Origin of the sequence: Mesorhizobium sp. KR2-14 (assembly GCF_040049255.1) — a bacterium.
Classification (GTDB): domain Bacteria; phylum Pseudomonadota; class Alphaproteobacteria; order Rhizobiales; family Rhizobiaceae; genus Pseudaminobacter.
Genome location: NZ_JBDZDR010000007.1, coordinates 171,104 through 183,539 on the forward strand (window position 1 = coordinate 171,104; position 12,436 = coordinate 183,539).

The window sequence follows — 12,436 nt, forward strand, 5'->3', positions numbered from 1 at the left end:
CAGGTGGCGGGTCCGGGCGACAATATACGCGGCAGGTCCAAGGCGGGCGCCGATACGGACGCGTTCAAGCGCGCCGTCACTGTCTGCATGCGTGCCATTTCCGGCGACAACGAGCTCGAGGTCGCCTTTGCCAAGGACCGGCCGGCGCTGGCCGGCAACCGGGCGCGGCTGCCCGAGCTGCCGAAGAAGGCGTCCAAGGCCGACATCGCGATCACGCGCGGCCTGGGCGATTCCATGGCGCTGCGGCGCGCCTGCCACGACAACCGCATCCACACAAAGCTGGCCCCCGAGGGCAAGCAGGCTCGCGCCGTGTTCGACGCGGTCGAGCAAGCCCGCGTCGAGGCCATCGGCAGCCGGGCGATGGCAGGCGTGGCCGAAAACATCGGCCAGATGCTGGAGGACAAATACGCCAAGGCCAATCTGGCCGACGTGCGCGAGCAGGCCGACGCGCCGCTCGAGGAAGCCGTGGCGCTGCTGGTGCGCGAGAAGCTGACCGGCCGGCCGGCGCCCAAGAGCGGCGAGAAGCTGGTTTCGCTGTGGCGCAATTGGGTGGAGGAGAAGGCCGGCGCCGACCTCGACCACCTGGCCGAAAACCTGAACGACCAGAATGCCTTCGCGCGCGTTGTGCGCGACATGCTTGCCTCGATGAACATGGCCGAGGAACTCGGCGACGAGGAGCAGTCCGAGGAAAGCGAGGACGAGACCGAGGACCAGCCGGAAGGCGGCGAGAAGAGCGAGGAAGCCGGCGAGGAAGACACCGGCTCCGAGCAGTCGCAGCCCGAGGAAACCGAAGCCTCCGAGCAGGACCAGGCCGGCGAGATGGAGGCGGCCGACGCCGACACCGACGAGATGTCGGACGAAGAGGACGCCGACGCCGAGACGCCGGGCGAGGCCCGCCGCAAGGACGACCCCTTCGCCAACCTGCCGCGCGATATCGACTACAAGGTCTACACCACCGCCTTCGACGAGACGGTGGGCGCCGAAGACCTGTGCGAGGCCGAGGAACTCGACCGCCTGCGGGCCTTCCTCGACAAGCAGCTTGCCAATCTGCAGGGCGTGGTCGGGCGGCTTGCCAACCGGCTGCAGCGCCGGCTGATGGCGCAGCAGAACCGCTCCTGGGACTTCGACCTGGAGGAGGGCTACCTCGACCCCGCGCGCCTGGTGCGCGTCGTCATCGATCCGATGCAGCCGCTGTCCTTCAAGCAGGAGCGCGACACGCAGTTCCGCGACACGGTGGTGACGCTGGTGCTCGACAATTCGGGCTCCATGCGCGGCCGGCCGATCACGGTGGCGGCGACCTGCGCCGACATCCTGGCCCGCACGCTGGAACGCTGCGGCGTTTCGGTCGAGATTCTCGGCTTCACCACCCGCGCCTGGAAGGGCGGGCAGGCCCGCGAGAAGTGGCTGAAGGACGGCAAGCCGGCCAATCCCGGCCGCCTGAACGACCTGCGCCACATCATCTACAAGAGTGCTGACACGCCCTGGCGGCGCGCGCGGCGCAATCTCGGCCTGATGATGCGCGAGGGCCTGCTGAAGGAGAACATCGACGGCGAGGCGCTGCTGTGGGCGCATCAGCGCCTGATCGCCCGGCCCGAGCAGCGCAAGATCCTGATGATGATTTCGGACGGCGCGCCGGTTGACGATTCGACCCTGTCGGTCAATCCGGGCAACTATCTGGAGCGCCACCTGCGCGGGGTCATCGAGCTCATCGAGACGCGCTCGCCGGTCGAGCTTCTGGCCATCGGCATCGGACATGACGTGACCCGCTACTACCGTCGCGCTGTCACCATCGTCGACGCGGAGGAGCTGGCCGGGGCGATGACCGAGCAGCTCGCCTCGCTGTTCGGCGAGGAGACCGTGCGCGAGGTTCGCCGCGGCGGCCGCCGCCGGGCCGGATGAGGCTCTTTCCGGCGCGCTTGCTCGGCCTGTTGCTGGCGGCAGCGCTGAGCGGGGCGGCGATTGTCGCGCCGGCTCAGGCCGAGCCCGCTCCGGTCGAGCGGGCAGAAGTCTCAACCCGGCAGATCACCCAGTTTCACATAGGCCGCGACGAAACCCGCTTCGGCCCGCTGGAGTTTGTCGGCGGGCTGGAGATGGTTTCGTCGTCGCGCAACTTCGGCGGCTTTTCGGCCATGCGCTTCCTGACGCCGGGAGGCCGCTTCATCGGCGTGGCCGACACCGGCTTCTGGTTCTTCGGACAGGTGACGCGAGACGCCGGGCAACGCCCCACCGGCATTGGCGATTTCCGCATGGTGCAGATGGTGGATGCGGCCGGGCAGCCGATCGACGACAAATGGCGGGTCGACGCCGAGGGACTGGCGGTGAGAGACGGCGTGGCCACCGTCGGCTTCGAGCGCGACCACCGCGTGGCACAGTTCCGCATCCAGCCGGACGACATGCGCGCGCCGTTCCGGCAGCTCGATTTCCTGGTGCCGAAGCATGAACTGCGCATGAACCGCAGCTTCGAGACCGTGGCCTATGCGCCGGCCGACGGTGCGCTGAAGGGCGCGCTGGTCGTCGTCACCGAACGCAGCCTCGACAGCCAAGGCAACGTCTTTGCCGCCGTGCTCGACGGGCCGCGCAAGGGCGTCTTCACCGTGGTGCGCAGCGACGGCTTCGACATAACCGACGGCGCCTTCCTGCCGAACGGCGACCTGCTGCTGCTCGAGCGAAGCTTTTCCATGATGCAGGGCGTGAAGATGCGCCTGCGCCGCCTTCCGGCTTCCGCCATCGGCAAGGGCAAGGTGGCCGACGGGCCGGTGCTGATGCAGGCCGACATGAACTACCAGATCGACAATATGGAAGCGATGGACGTGTGGCGCCGCGCCGACGGCGCGCTGGTGGTATCGCTGATGTCGGACGACAACCAGTCCATCCTGCAGCGCAATCTCTATCTGGAGTTCTTGTTGCGGGAGGAATGAGCGCTTTTCCTCAAGGCGCCGAATCGCGTGCCCCTTTGCGGCTCTCTGGCGTAAAAAAACCACCTCTTCCTTCGTGAGGGAGAGGTGGTGAGGCAAAGCATATTGGGAGGAGGATGCTGCGGTCCGGCATCGGGAGAAGACGCGTTCATCTCCTCCCTTGCCGCCAAGGCGCCTCAGGCTGCCAGCGTGGTGCTGGTAGCCAGCGCGTAGTTGCGGCCGAAGCGGTTGGCCAGGAACGTGTCGAGTGCGATGTCTTCCTGCCGGACAAAACCCTTGGCGGGCAGGGCGCCGGAAGCCAGCATGTCGAGCACGGAGCAAATGCCGGAGGCGGTGGTGATCTGGATGGCGCTGCGCACGGTGTTGCCGACGCGGCGGCTGTAGATCTTGTTGGCGTAGGTTTCCTGCATCAGGCGGCCGTTCTTGCGGCCCGAAACGGTGACGAAGATCACCACCACGTCCTGCAGCGTGGCCGGCAGGGCGTTTTCCAGGATGTCCTTCAGCACTTCGCGGCGGTCGCGCAGGCCAAGATCGTTGAGCAGCGCCTTCATGATGGCCGCATGGCCGGGATAGCGGATGGTGCGATAGTTCAGCGTGCGCACCTTGCCCTTGTAGGTTTCGCACAGCGTGCCGAGCCCGCCCGAAGTGTTGAAGGCCTCGTAGGTAACGCCGTCCAGGGAGAATTCCTCGCGCTCTTCCAGTGGCGGCACCTCGGTCAGTTCGCCATCGACAATCGCCTCGCAAGGCTCGCAATATTCGTTGATGACGCCGTCGGTGCTCCAGGTGAGATTGTAGTTCAGCGCGTTGGACGGATATTGCGGCAGCGCGCCCACGCGCATGCGCACGCTGTCCAGCGTGTCGAAGTTCCTGGCCAGGTCGTTGGTGACGATGGAGATGAACCCCGGCGCAAGCCCGCACTGTGGGATGAAGGTGCTGGAGGCGCTGGCGGCCAGTTCCTTCACGCGGCGGGTGCTGGCAACGTCCTCGGTGAGGTCGAGATAATGCACGCCGGTCGCGGCCGCAGCCTCGGCTATCCGCGTGGTGAGGTGGAAGGGCGCGGCGCTCAGCACGGCGAACTTGCCGGCGAGTACGGCTTCCAGCGCGCCGGCCTCGCCGATGTCGATCTGGCGCGTGGCGATGCCGGCGCCGACATCCAGCGCGTCGAGCTGCGCCTGCGAACGATCGACGACGGTGACGCTATAGTCTCCGCTGCCCGCCAGCATGTCTGCAATGGTTGCGCCGATCTTGCCTGCGCCGACGACGACGATCTCGTGCATGGTAGTGCCCCTCGAAATGCAAATGCAAAGAATGACAAATCGTAATCCGGCGCCACGTCGGAAGGCAGTATCACTTTGCGCAAAATATCGGTACATGATTGCTAATCTGCCGAGAGGACTGGACATAATGACGAGCGACGCCGACCGCGCCCTGATCGCCCTGCTTCGGGAGGATGCGCGCGCTTCCACCGCCGAACTGGCGCGCCGGCTGGGCGTTTCTCGCACGACGGTGCAGAGCCGCCTGGAGCGGCTGGAAAGAAGCGGGGTGATTGCGGGCTACAGCGTCAAGCTGTCGGCCGACTACGAAAAGAACCTCGTGCGCGCGCATATCCTGGTGACGGCGCTGCCAAAGCTGTCGGCCTCGGTCGAGACGGTGCTGAGGCGTATTCCCGAGGTGCGCACGCTGCATTCGGTGAGCGGCAGCTTCGACATGATCATTGTGGTGGAGGCGCCTTCGGTGCGCGACCTCGACATATTGATCGACCGGATCGGTGCGCTGGAAGGTGTGGAACGCACCCTGTCGTCGATTATCCTGTCTACCCGGATAGATCGCTGAAGCGGGCCGTGCCGCCTGATGGGATCAGCCGGCCTTTCCTGAGCTTGCTTCGCCCTGTTTGGTGGCCAGCCAGATGACGTGGCGCGCGCCGCGCTTGCCGCCGGCGCGGGCTTTCACTTCCTCGGCCGAAAATCCTGCCTGGCGCAGCCTGTTCGTGAACGACCGATCCGGCCCCGACGACCATACGGACAGGACGCCGCCTGGCCGCAGCGCGGTGCGTGCGCGGTGCAGGCCGGGCAGGCTGTAGAGGGCGTCATTGGCTTGCCTGGTAAGCCCCTCAGGCCCGTTGTCCACGTCGAGCAGAATGGCGTCATAGGTGGCCGAGGCTTCCTTTATCAGGAGGCCGACGTCGGTTTCGCGGATCGTGACGCGCGGGTCGTCGAGGCAGCCGCCGAAGACTTCCGCCATAGGGCCGCGCGCCCAGGCGACGACCGAGGGCACCAGTTCCGCGACGGTGACGTGGGCATCGGCGCCCAGCGCGGAAAGCGCGGCGCGAAGCGTAAAGCCCATGCCCAGCCCGCCAATCAGGATGTGAGGCGAACGGCGCCCGCCGATCCGTTGGCAGGACAATGTCGCCAGCGCCTCCTCCGAGCCGCTGAGACGGCTGTTCATCAGCTCGTTCGTTCCCAGCATGATCGAGAACTCGCCGCCGCGCCTTTTCAGGCGAAGCTCTCCGCCGCCCGGCGTCGTCGCCGAATCAAGCTGGACCCAGGGCAGCATCGGCTATGCCGTTGCCACTGCCGGCTGGTTCCAGCGGGCGGCGATGAGGCGGTAGGGAATCAGCGCGACGACGGCGATGATGAGCTTTACCGACAGGTCGCCCAGTGCCCAGGACTGCCAGCGGGCCGCCTCGTGCTGCAACACGCCGAACAGCGGCGCCATTTCAAGCGCGAAATCGTCGCTCGGGCCGACGAAGAAGAAGGCCGGCGCAAAGGCGATGGAGAAGAAGATGATGGTGTCTATGACCGAGCCGAACAGCGACCCGAACACCGGCGCGCGCCACCAGCTCTGGCGGCGCAGCCAGTTGAACACGGTGACGTCGAGCAACTGGCCGAACAGGAAGGCCGCGCCGGACGCGGCGGCGATGCGCGCCAGCCGGTCGGCGGCGGTGCCATACTCGATGAAGCCATGCTGGAACAGCAGCGGCGGCACCACGATGGAGCAGACAACAGCCGTCATGAAGCCGATGAACACGACGCGGCGCGCCATCTGCGGGCCGTAGCGGCGATTGGCAAGATCGGTGACGAGGAAGGCGGCGGGGTAGGTGAAGGCGCCCCAGGTCAGGAGGTCGGCAAGCGCGAGAGAGCCGAGCTGCCCCTGTACGGGAAACTGAACGAGAATGTTCGACGCCACGACGACAATCGCCATGGCAGCCACGAAGGGCAAATAACGAGCTGAAAAGTTCATTTTTTTAACCTGGGTGATGGAACCAGTGGAGCGCGACGCCGGTAAAATGGCCGAATCGCGCTCTCTGTCAGGCGGTCGTCCCCCGCCGGAAAGGCGATCAGGCGGTCTGCTCGGCCAGCTTCTTGGCGATCTGCTTCTTCAGCAGGCGCGCGCGCTGCGACAGCTCGTCGGTGTCGGCCTTCACCAGGAAGGCGTCGAGGCCGCCGCGGTGCTCGACCGAGCGCAGGGCGTTGGCCGAAATGCGCAGGCGCACGTTCTGGTTCAGCGCTTCGGAAATCAGCGTCACGTTGACCAGGTTCGGCAGGAAGCGGCGCCGGGTCTTGTTGTTGGCGTGGCTTACGTTGTTGCCGGTCATAACGGCCTTGCCGGTCAATTCACAAGCGCGAGACATATTACTTACCTTCGGTTCGAGACGGCCAAATGCGGCGCACCAAAAGTGCATGGCGCGCAATCTGGTCAAGCGGCCGCATGGAAAAGTTGGCGTTCCTTAATCGGGTTTGGCTGACCCGTCAAGGGCGAGGCTTCGGCGCTTCGATTGCGAGGCGGGTGTTTTGATAGGCTTTTCCCGCGATTTCGGTGCACAGGTCGTGCCATTCGCATCCTTCGCAAGGCTGGCGGGTTGCCCCGGCCGCGAAAGCCTTGCGCATGCGCGCCAGCCATTCCCCATCCAGCGAGAATCGCTCGCCCGGCCGCATCGGGCGGCCGAGCAGCGTTTCCACTGCCCGCGCGGCGTTTTCGTCGCGCTCGACAACGCTCTGGCCGAAACAATGTTCGTTCTTGTCGGCCAGAAGCGGTGCGCAGATGTCGTCGGGCCCGGTGACGAGAATCAGGTCCTCGCCATTGCCGAGCCTTTCGACGATCTTGTCGAAATTTGCCGTAAACGCGCCGCTGTATCCCTTGCCGACATAGGTCAGCATGCACAGGAGATGGTGGGCGCGAATACGGACTGTCACAGCCTTAGGCCGTGGGCTTGCCGGCGCGGCGGGTGGCTTCGACGCTTGCCGTGGCGAGCGCGGACTTGACGATGGCGCCGAGGATGAAGGGCGTGACACCGAAGGTGATGGCCTTTTCCACGCCGATCATCGCGGCCAGCCAGGCGCCGCCCATCACCAGGATGAAGGCGTTGCCCAGAAGCATGGCGATGAAGCTGCTCAGCAGGTTGCCCCTGCCGGTCCAGCCGCGCTCGGCCAGCCAGCCAACCATGGCCGCAGCAATCGGGAAGGCGAATAGGTAGCCGGCCGTCGGGCCTGCGAAGTGGGCAAGGCCGCCGGCGCCGCCTGCCAGAACGGGCATGCCCACCACTGCTTCGCCCAGCCAGGCCAGAACGGTGATGGCGCCGAGGCGCCAGCCGTAGAGCGCGCCGATAAGGGTGACCGCGAAGGTCTGCATGGTCATGGGCACAGGCACCATCGGCACTTCGACCCAGGACGAAGCGGCCAGAAACAGCGTGCCCAGCGCCACGACGGCGGCGCGCAGCGCAAGCGGACGGTCGCGCAGGCGAAGCGGCACATAGGCGCTGCTGGCGGTCGCGGTGGAAAGGTTGTTCATCTCGGGTCTCCAGATATCAGATGCTCCGTGGACGGCGCAGGCCTCTGCCGGCGCGCATCGCGGGCGCATGGTATTCCACAGTCTGATGATGCAGTGCAATAAGGCCGGCTGCAAAACCCGCGCGGCGTGCGCGCTGGGGCTGGCCGGCTACCGGCCGCGGCCCATATATCCGCCGAAATTATACGTTTTATCGCCGCGAAGGGATTTTCGCGCGTCGCGCTTCGGACGCGCAAAGCATAGAGGGCGCCAGCCATGGCGAGCATTTTCAAGCCGGTTTCGGTCGCGATTGCGGCTGTCATTGTTTTCACCCCGCTTTTGTCGGGGGCTGCGGCGGCTCAGTCGTTCCGCAGCGAATACACCATTTCCTTCCTCGGGCTCACTCTCGCGCGCTCGAAATTCGACAGCAGCTTCGAGGGCGACCGCTTCCGGGTGCGCGGCAGCATGTCGAGCGCCGGTATTGCGCAGATATTCGACGACACCAAGGGCACGGTGTCGGCTTCCGGCCGATTCTCCGGCACATCGCCCCGACCGGACGGCTTCGTGACCAACTATGTGTCGGGCCGCAAAGCCAAGAAGACGGAGATCGGCTTTGCCGGCGGCAATGTGAGCAAGGTGGTGAACGTGCCGGCGCCGAAGAAGCGCGGCGACGACTGGGTGCCGGTGGCGAAATCCGACCTGCGCGCCGTGCTGGACCCGCTGTCGGCGACGCTGGTGCGCGCCGACAAGCCGGAGCAGGTCTGCGGCCGCACGGTCAAGATGTTCGACGGCGAGATGCGCGCCAACCTCGTGCTCAGCTACGTCTCGACGGGGACGGTTTCGATACCAGGCTATTCGGGCGAGGCGGTGACCTGCAGCGCGCGCTTCGTGCCCGTGGGCGGCTATCGCAGCGGCCACAAGTCGATCGAGTACCTGAAAAACCGCAGCAAGATAGCCATCTCGTTTGCGCCCATCGGCACAACCGGGGTATATGCGCCTGTCCACGCCACGGTCGGCACGCAGATCGGCACAATAACAATCCGGGCGCGGAATTTCGAGGCTGTGAACTAGGGGCCTGGCAGCCCCGACCGGGGGGAATATGGGTCGTGCCACGCTTATCGGCTTTTCGGCGGTTGCCATGTGGGCGCTGCTGGCGCTTCTGACAGACGCATCCGGCCAGGTTCCGCCATTCCTGCTCTCGGCCATCACCTTCGCCATCGGCACCGGCGTCGGCCTGGTGGCGCGTCTGTTCATGGCACAACCGGCGGAACAGCCGAAGATCCCGCCGCAGGTTTGGCTGATCGGCATTGCCGGCCTGTTCGGCTACCACTTCTTCTACTTCACCGCGCTGCGCAATGCGCCGGCGGTGGAGGCGAGCCTGATCGCCTATCTGTGGCCGCTGTTCATCGTGCTCGGCTCGGCGCTGATGCCGGGCGAGCGGCTGCGCTGGAACCACATTGCCGGCGCGCTGCTGGGGCTTGCCGGCACCTTTCTCATCGTCACCAAGGGCGGCGGGCTTTCCTTCGACAGCCGCTATACCTTCGGCTACGCAATGGCCGGTGTCTGCGCCTTCCTGTGGTCGGGCTATTCGCTGCTGTCGCGCCGCTTCCCTTCCGTGCCCACCACCATCGTCACCTGGTTCTGCGCGGCGACGGCCGTTCTGTCGCTGCTGTGCCACTTCGCGCTTGAAGAGACGGTGCTTCCGGCAAATGCCGGCCAGTGGCTGGCCGTTATCGGCCTGGGGCTGATGCCGGTGGGCGCCGCCTTCTACGCCTGGGACCACGGCGTCAAGCGCGGCAACATCCAGGTTCTGGGGGCGGCGAGCTATGCCGCGCCGCTGCTGTCGACGCTGGTGTTGATCGTGGCCGGATTTGCCGCGCCGACGCCCAGCATCATCGCCGCCTGCATCCTGATCACCGGCGGCGCGGTGCTGGCCGCAAAATCGATGCTGTTCGGAAGGAACCAGCCTGCGGGAGCCGAGGCATGATGCCCTTTTCCGGCGGCATTGAAGCGACGGCCAATGGCATGCTGCTGTTTTCGGTGGCGGCGGCCTGCATCTATTTCTTTCTCCTCGACGCGCCGGTGTCGATCAGGCGCACGGTGGTGAAGACAGTTCCGGTGGCCCTCCTGGCGGCGCTGACGGTGACGGTTGGCGGGCCGAAGCTGCTGGCAGGCGCGCTGGCGCTCAGCGCGCTGGGCGATGCCTTCCTGTCGCGCGAGGGCGAGAAGGCGTTCCTGAGTGGGCTCGCCAGCTTCCTTGCCGCGCATCTGCTCTATGTCGTGCTGTTCCTGCATGCCGGCGGCGGGGCCGGGGTCCTGTTTTCGACGCCTCGCCTGCTGCTGGCGGCCGTCATTGTCGTGCTCGCGCTGGGGATGCTGGCCGTGCTGTGGCCGCGCGTGGAGGCCGGCCTCCGGGTGCCGATCGCCATCTATGTCGTCGCCATCCTGGCCATGGGCCTGGCCGCGCTGACGCTGGCCGACTGGCGCATCATTGTCGGCGCGGTGCTGTTCATCGCGTCCGATGCGCTGCTGGCGACGGAAAGGTTCCTGCTGGGCCCGAGCAAGTCGCTTCGCTTCTGGATGCTCCACGGGGTGTGGGCGTTCTACTATGCCGCGCAGGCGCTGATCGCGCTCGGATTTTTGACAGTGGCGTGAACCTGGCGGGGCGGGAAGCTATTCCGCCTTGCCCGGCTCCCAGCCTTCCTTTGCCAGCTCGAACTGCGAGAACTCGAAGCCCGGCGCGACCGTGCAGCCGACAAGGGTCCACTCGCCGAGGCTTTTCGCCGTCTGCCATACTCCTGCCGGCACGATTTGCTGCGGGCGCTCGCCGGCGGCAAGATCCGGGCCGAGGCGATGGCGGGTCACCTCGCCGCCTTCTTCGTGCATGGTGATTTCCAGCGGCGCGCCGGCATAGAAGTGCCAGACCTCGGCCGCATCCTTCACCCGGTGCCAGGCCGAAACGTCGCCTGCCTCGAGCAGGAAATAGATCGCGGTGGAATGGCCGCGCGGGTTGAAGGCAGTCGCGTCACGGAAGGTCTGCACATACCAGCCGCCCTCGGGATGCCGCTGCATACCTAGCGTTTGGATGATGGCTGCTGCGGTCATCTCGGCCGACATCAGAACAGGTCCTTGCGCTTGCGGATTTCGGCGAACACCGCCTCGTCGGCGGCATTTTCCATGCCGAGGTTCCTGCGGATCGCCGGGTCGTGCCAGCGCAGGAACGGGTTGGTGGCAAGCTCCTCGCCGATGGTGGTGGGCAGCGTCGGCTTGCCCTCGGCGCGCAGGCGGTCGATCCGGGCGGCGCGTTCCTTAAGCGCCGAGTTGGTGGGATCGATGGTGAGGGCGAAGCGCGCATTGGCCTGCGTGTATTCGTGGCCGCAAAACACCTTCGTCTCGGGAGGCAGGGCGGCAAGCTTCCTCAGCGATTCGAGCATGACCGCCGCCGGGCGCTCGAACAGCCGCCCGCAGCCCAGCGCAAACAGCGTGTCGGCGGTGAACACCACATTCGCCGTGGGAATGTAGTAGGACACATGGCCGGCAGTGTGGCCCGGCGTGGAGATGACATAGACGAGGTGGCCGCCGAAGGGGATGGTGGCGCCTTCCTCCACGCCGTGGTCGATGCCGGGGATCTTTTCGGCTTCGGCCTGCGGCCCAACGATGCGCAGGCCAAAGCGCTGTTTCAGCGCCAGATTGGCCTCGACGTGGTCGCCGTGGTGATGGGTGGTGAGGATCATCGTCGGCTTCCAGCCGGTGCGCTGGACCGCGGCGAGGATTGACGCTTCCTCCGGCGCGTCGATCAACGCCGTCTGTCCGCTTGCGGCGTCGTGCACCAGCACGCCGAAATTGTCGCTGCGGCACATGAATTGTTCGAACTCGAGCGTCATCGCTACTCTCCTTGCTGTCGGGGACGATAGGGCGGCGGGTGCCTCCTGTCATCCCCGCGACGCTTCCAAGAAGGCTTTGTTGAACTCGCCTCGCAAGGTCGCTACCGTCGGGGCCATGAATTCGGATATCGTCGACCTGCGCTCCTTCTACGGCACGCCGCTCGGCCATGCGGTCGCAGACGCGATCGGCATGGCGCTGACCTCGGTCTGGGCCAGCATTCCCAGCGAGCGGCTGGTGGGGCTTGGCTATGCGTTGCCCTGGCTCGACCGATTCGGCGCCGATGCCGAGCGCGTCTTTGCCTTCATGCCGGCCACGCAAGGTGCGGTGTCCTGGCCGCCGGCGCAGCCTTCGGCCACGGCGCTGGTGTTCGACGAGGAACTGCCGCTGCCCGACGCCTCGATAGACCGCATGCTTTTGGTGCATTCGCTGGAGCACGCCGAGAACCCGCGCGAGACACTGAAGGAAATCTGGCGGGTGCTGGCTCCGGCCGGGCGCGTCGTCATCGTGGTGCCGAACCGGCGCGGCGTCTGGGCCCGCTTCGAACACACGCCCTTCGGTACCGGGCGGCCGTTCTCGCGCGGCCAGCTCATGGAACTGCTGCGCGACGCGAATTTCACGCCCGCCGCCTGGACGGAGGCGCTGCTGTTTCCGCCCTCGCACAGCGGCCTCGTCATGCGCTTCCACAATCTGCTGGAGCGCACCGGCCGCCGCTTCTGGCCGATCTTTTCCGGCGTCGTCGTGGTGGAGGCGCAGAAGCGCCTGTATCAGGGCGTGCCGGTGGCCCAGCGCGCCTCGCGCCGGGTCTTCGTGCCGGTGCTAACGCCGCAAGGCATTAGCGGCCACGCGCGGAAAGCCGCGAAAGGCCGTTAGGT

15 protein-coding genes are annotated in these 12,436 nt (G+C 66.2%); 7 read left to right on the forward strand and 8 right to left on the reverse strand.

What is annotated here, in order from left to right; all coding sequences use genetic code 11:
* Nucleotides 1-3 precede the first annotated feature (3 nt).
* Nucleotides 4-1,899, forward strand: coding sequence for a cobaltochelatase subunit CobT (cobT, locus tag ABLE86_RS18020; protein WP_348780348.1), 1,896 nt, complete (start codon nucleotides 4-6; stop codon nucleotides 1,897-1,899).
* Nucleotides 1,896-2,918, forward strand: a complete 1,023-nt coding sequence (locus ABLE86_RS18025) for an esterase-like activity of phytase family protein (RefSeq protein WP_348780349.1) — start codon at nucleotides 1,896-1,898, stop codon at nucleotides 2,916-2,918. Before cobT ends, ABLE86_RS18025 begins: the two co-directional genes overlap by 4 nt.
* Nucleotides 2,919-3,091: 173 nt before the next feature.
* Here ABLE86_RS18025 and ABLE86_RS18030 read toward each other — a convergent pair whose 3' ends face one another.
* Nucleotides 3,092-4,192, reverse strand: a complete 1,101-nt coding sequence (locus tag ABLE86_RS18030; protein ID WP_348780350.1) for a saccharopine dehydrogenase family protein — start codon at nucleotides 4,190-4,192, stop codon at nucleotides 3,092-3,094.
* Nucleotides 4,193-4,319: 127 nt separating this feature from the next.
* Here ABLE86_RS18030 and ABLE86_RS18035 point away from each other — a divergent pair, with 127 nt between their 5' ends.
* Nucleotides 4,320-4,748 carry an Lrp/AsnC family transcriptional regulator gene (locus ABLE86_RS18035; RefSeq protein ID WP_348780351.1) on the forward strand — a complete coding sequence of 143 codons (429 nt, stop codon included), beginning with the start codon at nucleotides 4,320-4,322 and terminating at the stop codon, nucleotides 4,746-4,748.
* A 24-nt stretch (nucleotides 4,749-4,772) separates the two neighbouring features.
* Here ABLE86_RS18035 and ABLE86_RS18040 read toward each other — a convergent pair whose 3' ends face one another.
* The 5 genes from ABLE86_RS18040 to ABLE86_RS18060 form a co-directional block, all read right to left on the reverse strand.
* Nucleotides 4,773-5,468: a hypothetical protein gene (locus ABLE86_RS18040; RefSeq protein ID WP_348780352.1), complete on the reverse strand. Its 696-nt coding sequence runs from the start codon at nucleotides 5,466-5,468 to the stop codon at nucleotides 4,773-4,775.
* Nucleotides 5,469-5,471: 3 nt separating this feature from the next.
* The gene (locus ABLE86_RS18045; RefSeq protein WP_348780353.1) at nucleotides 5,472-6,155 is read right to left on the reverse strand and encodes a queuosine precursor transporter; all 684 of its coding nucleotides are present in this window, start codon (nucleotides 6,153-6,155) and stop codon (nucleotides 5,472-5,474) included.
* A gap of 97 nt (nucleotides 6,156-6,252) precedes the next feature.
* Nucleotides 6,253-6,546 (reverse strand): 50S ribosomal protein L28, encoded by a 294-nt coding sequence (gene rpmB / locus ABLE86_RS18050; protein WP_348780354.1) that lies wholly within the window; start codon nucleotides 6,544-6,546, stop codon nucleotides 6,253-6,255.
* A 118-nt stretch (nucleotides 6,547-6,664) separates the two neighbouring features.
* Nucleotides 6,665-7,108, reverse strand: coding sequence for a DUF1284 domain-containing protein (locus ABLE86_RS18055; RefSeq protein WP_348780355.1), 444 nt, complete (start codon nucleotides 7,106-7,108; stop codon nucleotides 6,665-6,667).
* Between the two features lie 4 nt (nucleotides 7,109-7,112).
* Nucleotides 7,113-7,703, reverse strand: a complete 591-nt coding sequence (locus ABLE86_RS18060; protein WP_348780356.1) for a biotin transporter BioY — start codon at nucleotides 7,701-7,703, stop codon at nucleotides 7,113-7,115.
* A 252-nt stretch (nucleotides 7,704-7,955) separates the two neighbouring features.
* Here ABLE86_RS18060 and ABLE86_RS18065 point away from each other — a divergent pair, with 252 nt between their 5' ends.
* From ABLE86_RS18065 to ABLE86_RS18075, 3 genes are read left to right on the forward strand one after another with little or no spacing between them, the layout of a single operon-like run.
* Nucleotides 7,956-8,750: a DUF3108 domain-containing protein gene (locus ABLE86_RS18065; protein ID WP_348780357.1), complete on the forward strand. Its 795-nt coding sequence runs from the start codon at nucleotides 7,956-7,958 to the stop codon at nucleotides 8,748-8,750.
* A 28-nt stretch (nucleotides 8,751-8,778) separates the two neighbouring features.
* Nucleotides 8,779-9,666, forward strand: a complete 888-nt coding sequence (locus ABLE86_RS18070) for an EamA family transporter (protein WP_348780358.1) — start codon at nucleotides 8,779-8,781, stop codon at nucleotides 9,664-9,666.
* Nucleotides 9,663-10,334, forward strand: coding sequence for a lysoplasmalogenase (locus ABLE86_RS18075; RefSeq protein ID WP_348780359.1), 672 nt, complete (start codon nucleotides 9,663-9,665; stop codon nucleotides 10,332-10,334). Before ABLE86_RS18070 ends, ABLE86_RS18075 begins: the two co-directional genes overlap by 4 nt.
* A gap of 18 nt (nucleotides 10,335-10,352) precedes the next feature.
* Here ABLE86_RS18075 and ABLE86_RS18080 read toward each other — a convergent pair whose 3' ends face one another.
* Entirely contained in the window at nucleotides 10,353-10,799 is a 447-nt protein-coding gene (locus ABLE86_RS18080) for a cupin domain-containing protein (protein WP_348780445.1), read from the reverse strand.
* Nucleotides 10,796-11,563 (reverse strand): hydroxyacylglutathione hydrolase, encoded by a 768-nt coding sequence (gene gloB / locus ABLE86_RS18085; protein WP_348780360.1) that lies wholly within the window; start codon nucleotides 11,561-11,563, stop codon nucleotides 10,796-10,798. Before gloB ends, ABLE86_RS18080 begins: the two co-directional genes overlap by 4 nt.
* A gap of 115 nt (nucleotides 11,564-11,678) precedes the next feature.
* Here gloB and ABLE86_RS18090 point away from each other — a divergent pair, with 115 nt between their 5' ends.
* Complete coding sequence (locus tag ABLE86_RS18090; RefSeq protein WP_348780446.1) at nucleotides 11,679-12,434, forward strand: class I SAM-dependent methyltransferase; 756 nt, start codon at nucleotides 11,679-11,681, stop codon at nucleotides 12,432-12,434.
* Nucleotides 12,435-12,436 lie beyond the last annotated feature (2 nt).

Bases quoted from the DNA above. Each gene is read 5' to 3' on its own strand.
- ABLE86_RS18025 (WP_348780349.1), top strand. From the start codon at position 1,896: ATGAGGCTCTTTCCGGCGCGCTTGCTCGGCCTGTTGCTGGCGGCAGCG.
- ABLE86_RS18030 (WP_348780350.1), bottom strand. From the start codon at position 4,192: ATGCACGAGATCGTCGTCGTCGGCGCAGGCAAGATCGGCGCAACCATT.
- ABLE86_RS18035 (WP_348780351.1), top strand. From the start codon at position 4,320: ATGACGAGCGACGCCGACCGCGCCCTGATCGCCCTGCTTCGGGAGGAT.
- ABLE86_RS18040 (WP_348780352.1), bottom strand. From the start codon at position 5,468: ATGCTGCCCTGGGTCCAGCTTGATTCGGCGACGACGCCGGGCGGCGGA.
- ABLE86_RS18045 (WP_348780353.1), bottom strand. From the start codon at position 6,155: ATGAACTTTTCAGCTCGTTATTTGCCCTTCGTGGCTGCCATGGCGATT.
- rpmB (WP_348780354.1), bottom strand. From the start codon at position 6,546: ATGTCTCGCGCTTGTGAATTGACCGGCAAGGCCGTTATGACCGGCAAC.
- ABLE86_RS18060 (WP_348780356.1), bottom strand. From the start codon at position 7,703: ATGAACAACCTTTCCACCGCGACCGCCAGCAGCGCCTATGTGCCGCTT.
- ABLE86_RS18065 (WP_348780357.1), top strand. From the start codon at position 7,956: ATGGCGAGCATTTTCAAGCCGGTTTCGGTCGCGATTGCGGCTGTCATT.
- ABLE86_RS18070 (WP_348780358.1), top strand. From the start codon at position 8,779: ATGGGTCGTGCCACGCTTATCGGCTTTTCGGCGGTTGCCATGTGGGCG.
- ABLE86_RS18075 (WP_348780359.1), top strand. From the start codon at position 9,663: ATGATGCCCTTTTCCGGCGGCATTGAAGCGACGGCCAATGGCATGCTG.
- gloB (WP_348780360.1), bottom strand. From the start codon at position 11,563: ATGACGCTCGAGTTCGAACAATTCATGTGCCGCAGCGACAATTTCGGC.
- ABLE86_RS18090 (WP_348780446.1), top strand. From the start codon at position 11,679: ATGAATTCGGATATCGTCGACCTGCGCTCCTTCTACGGCACGCCGCTC.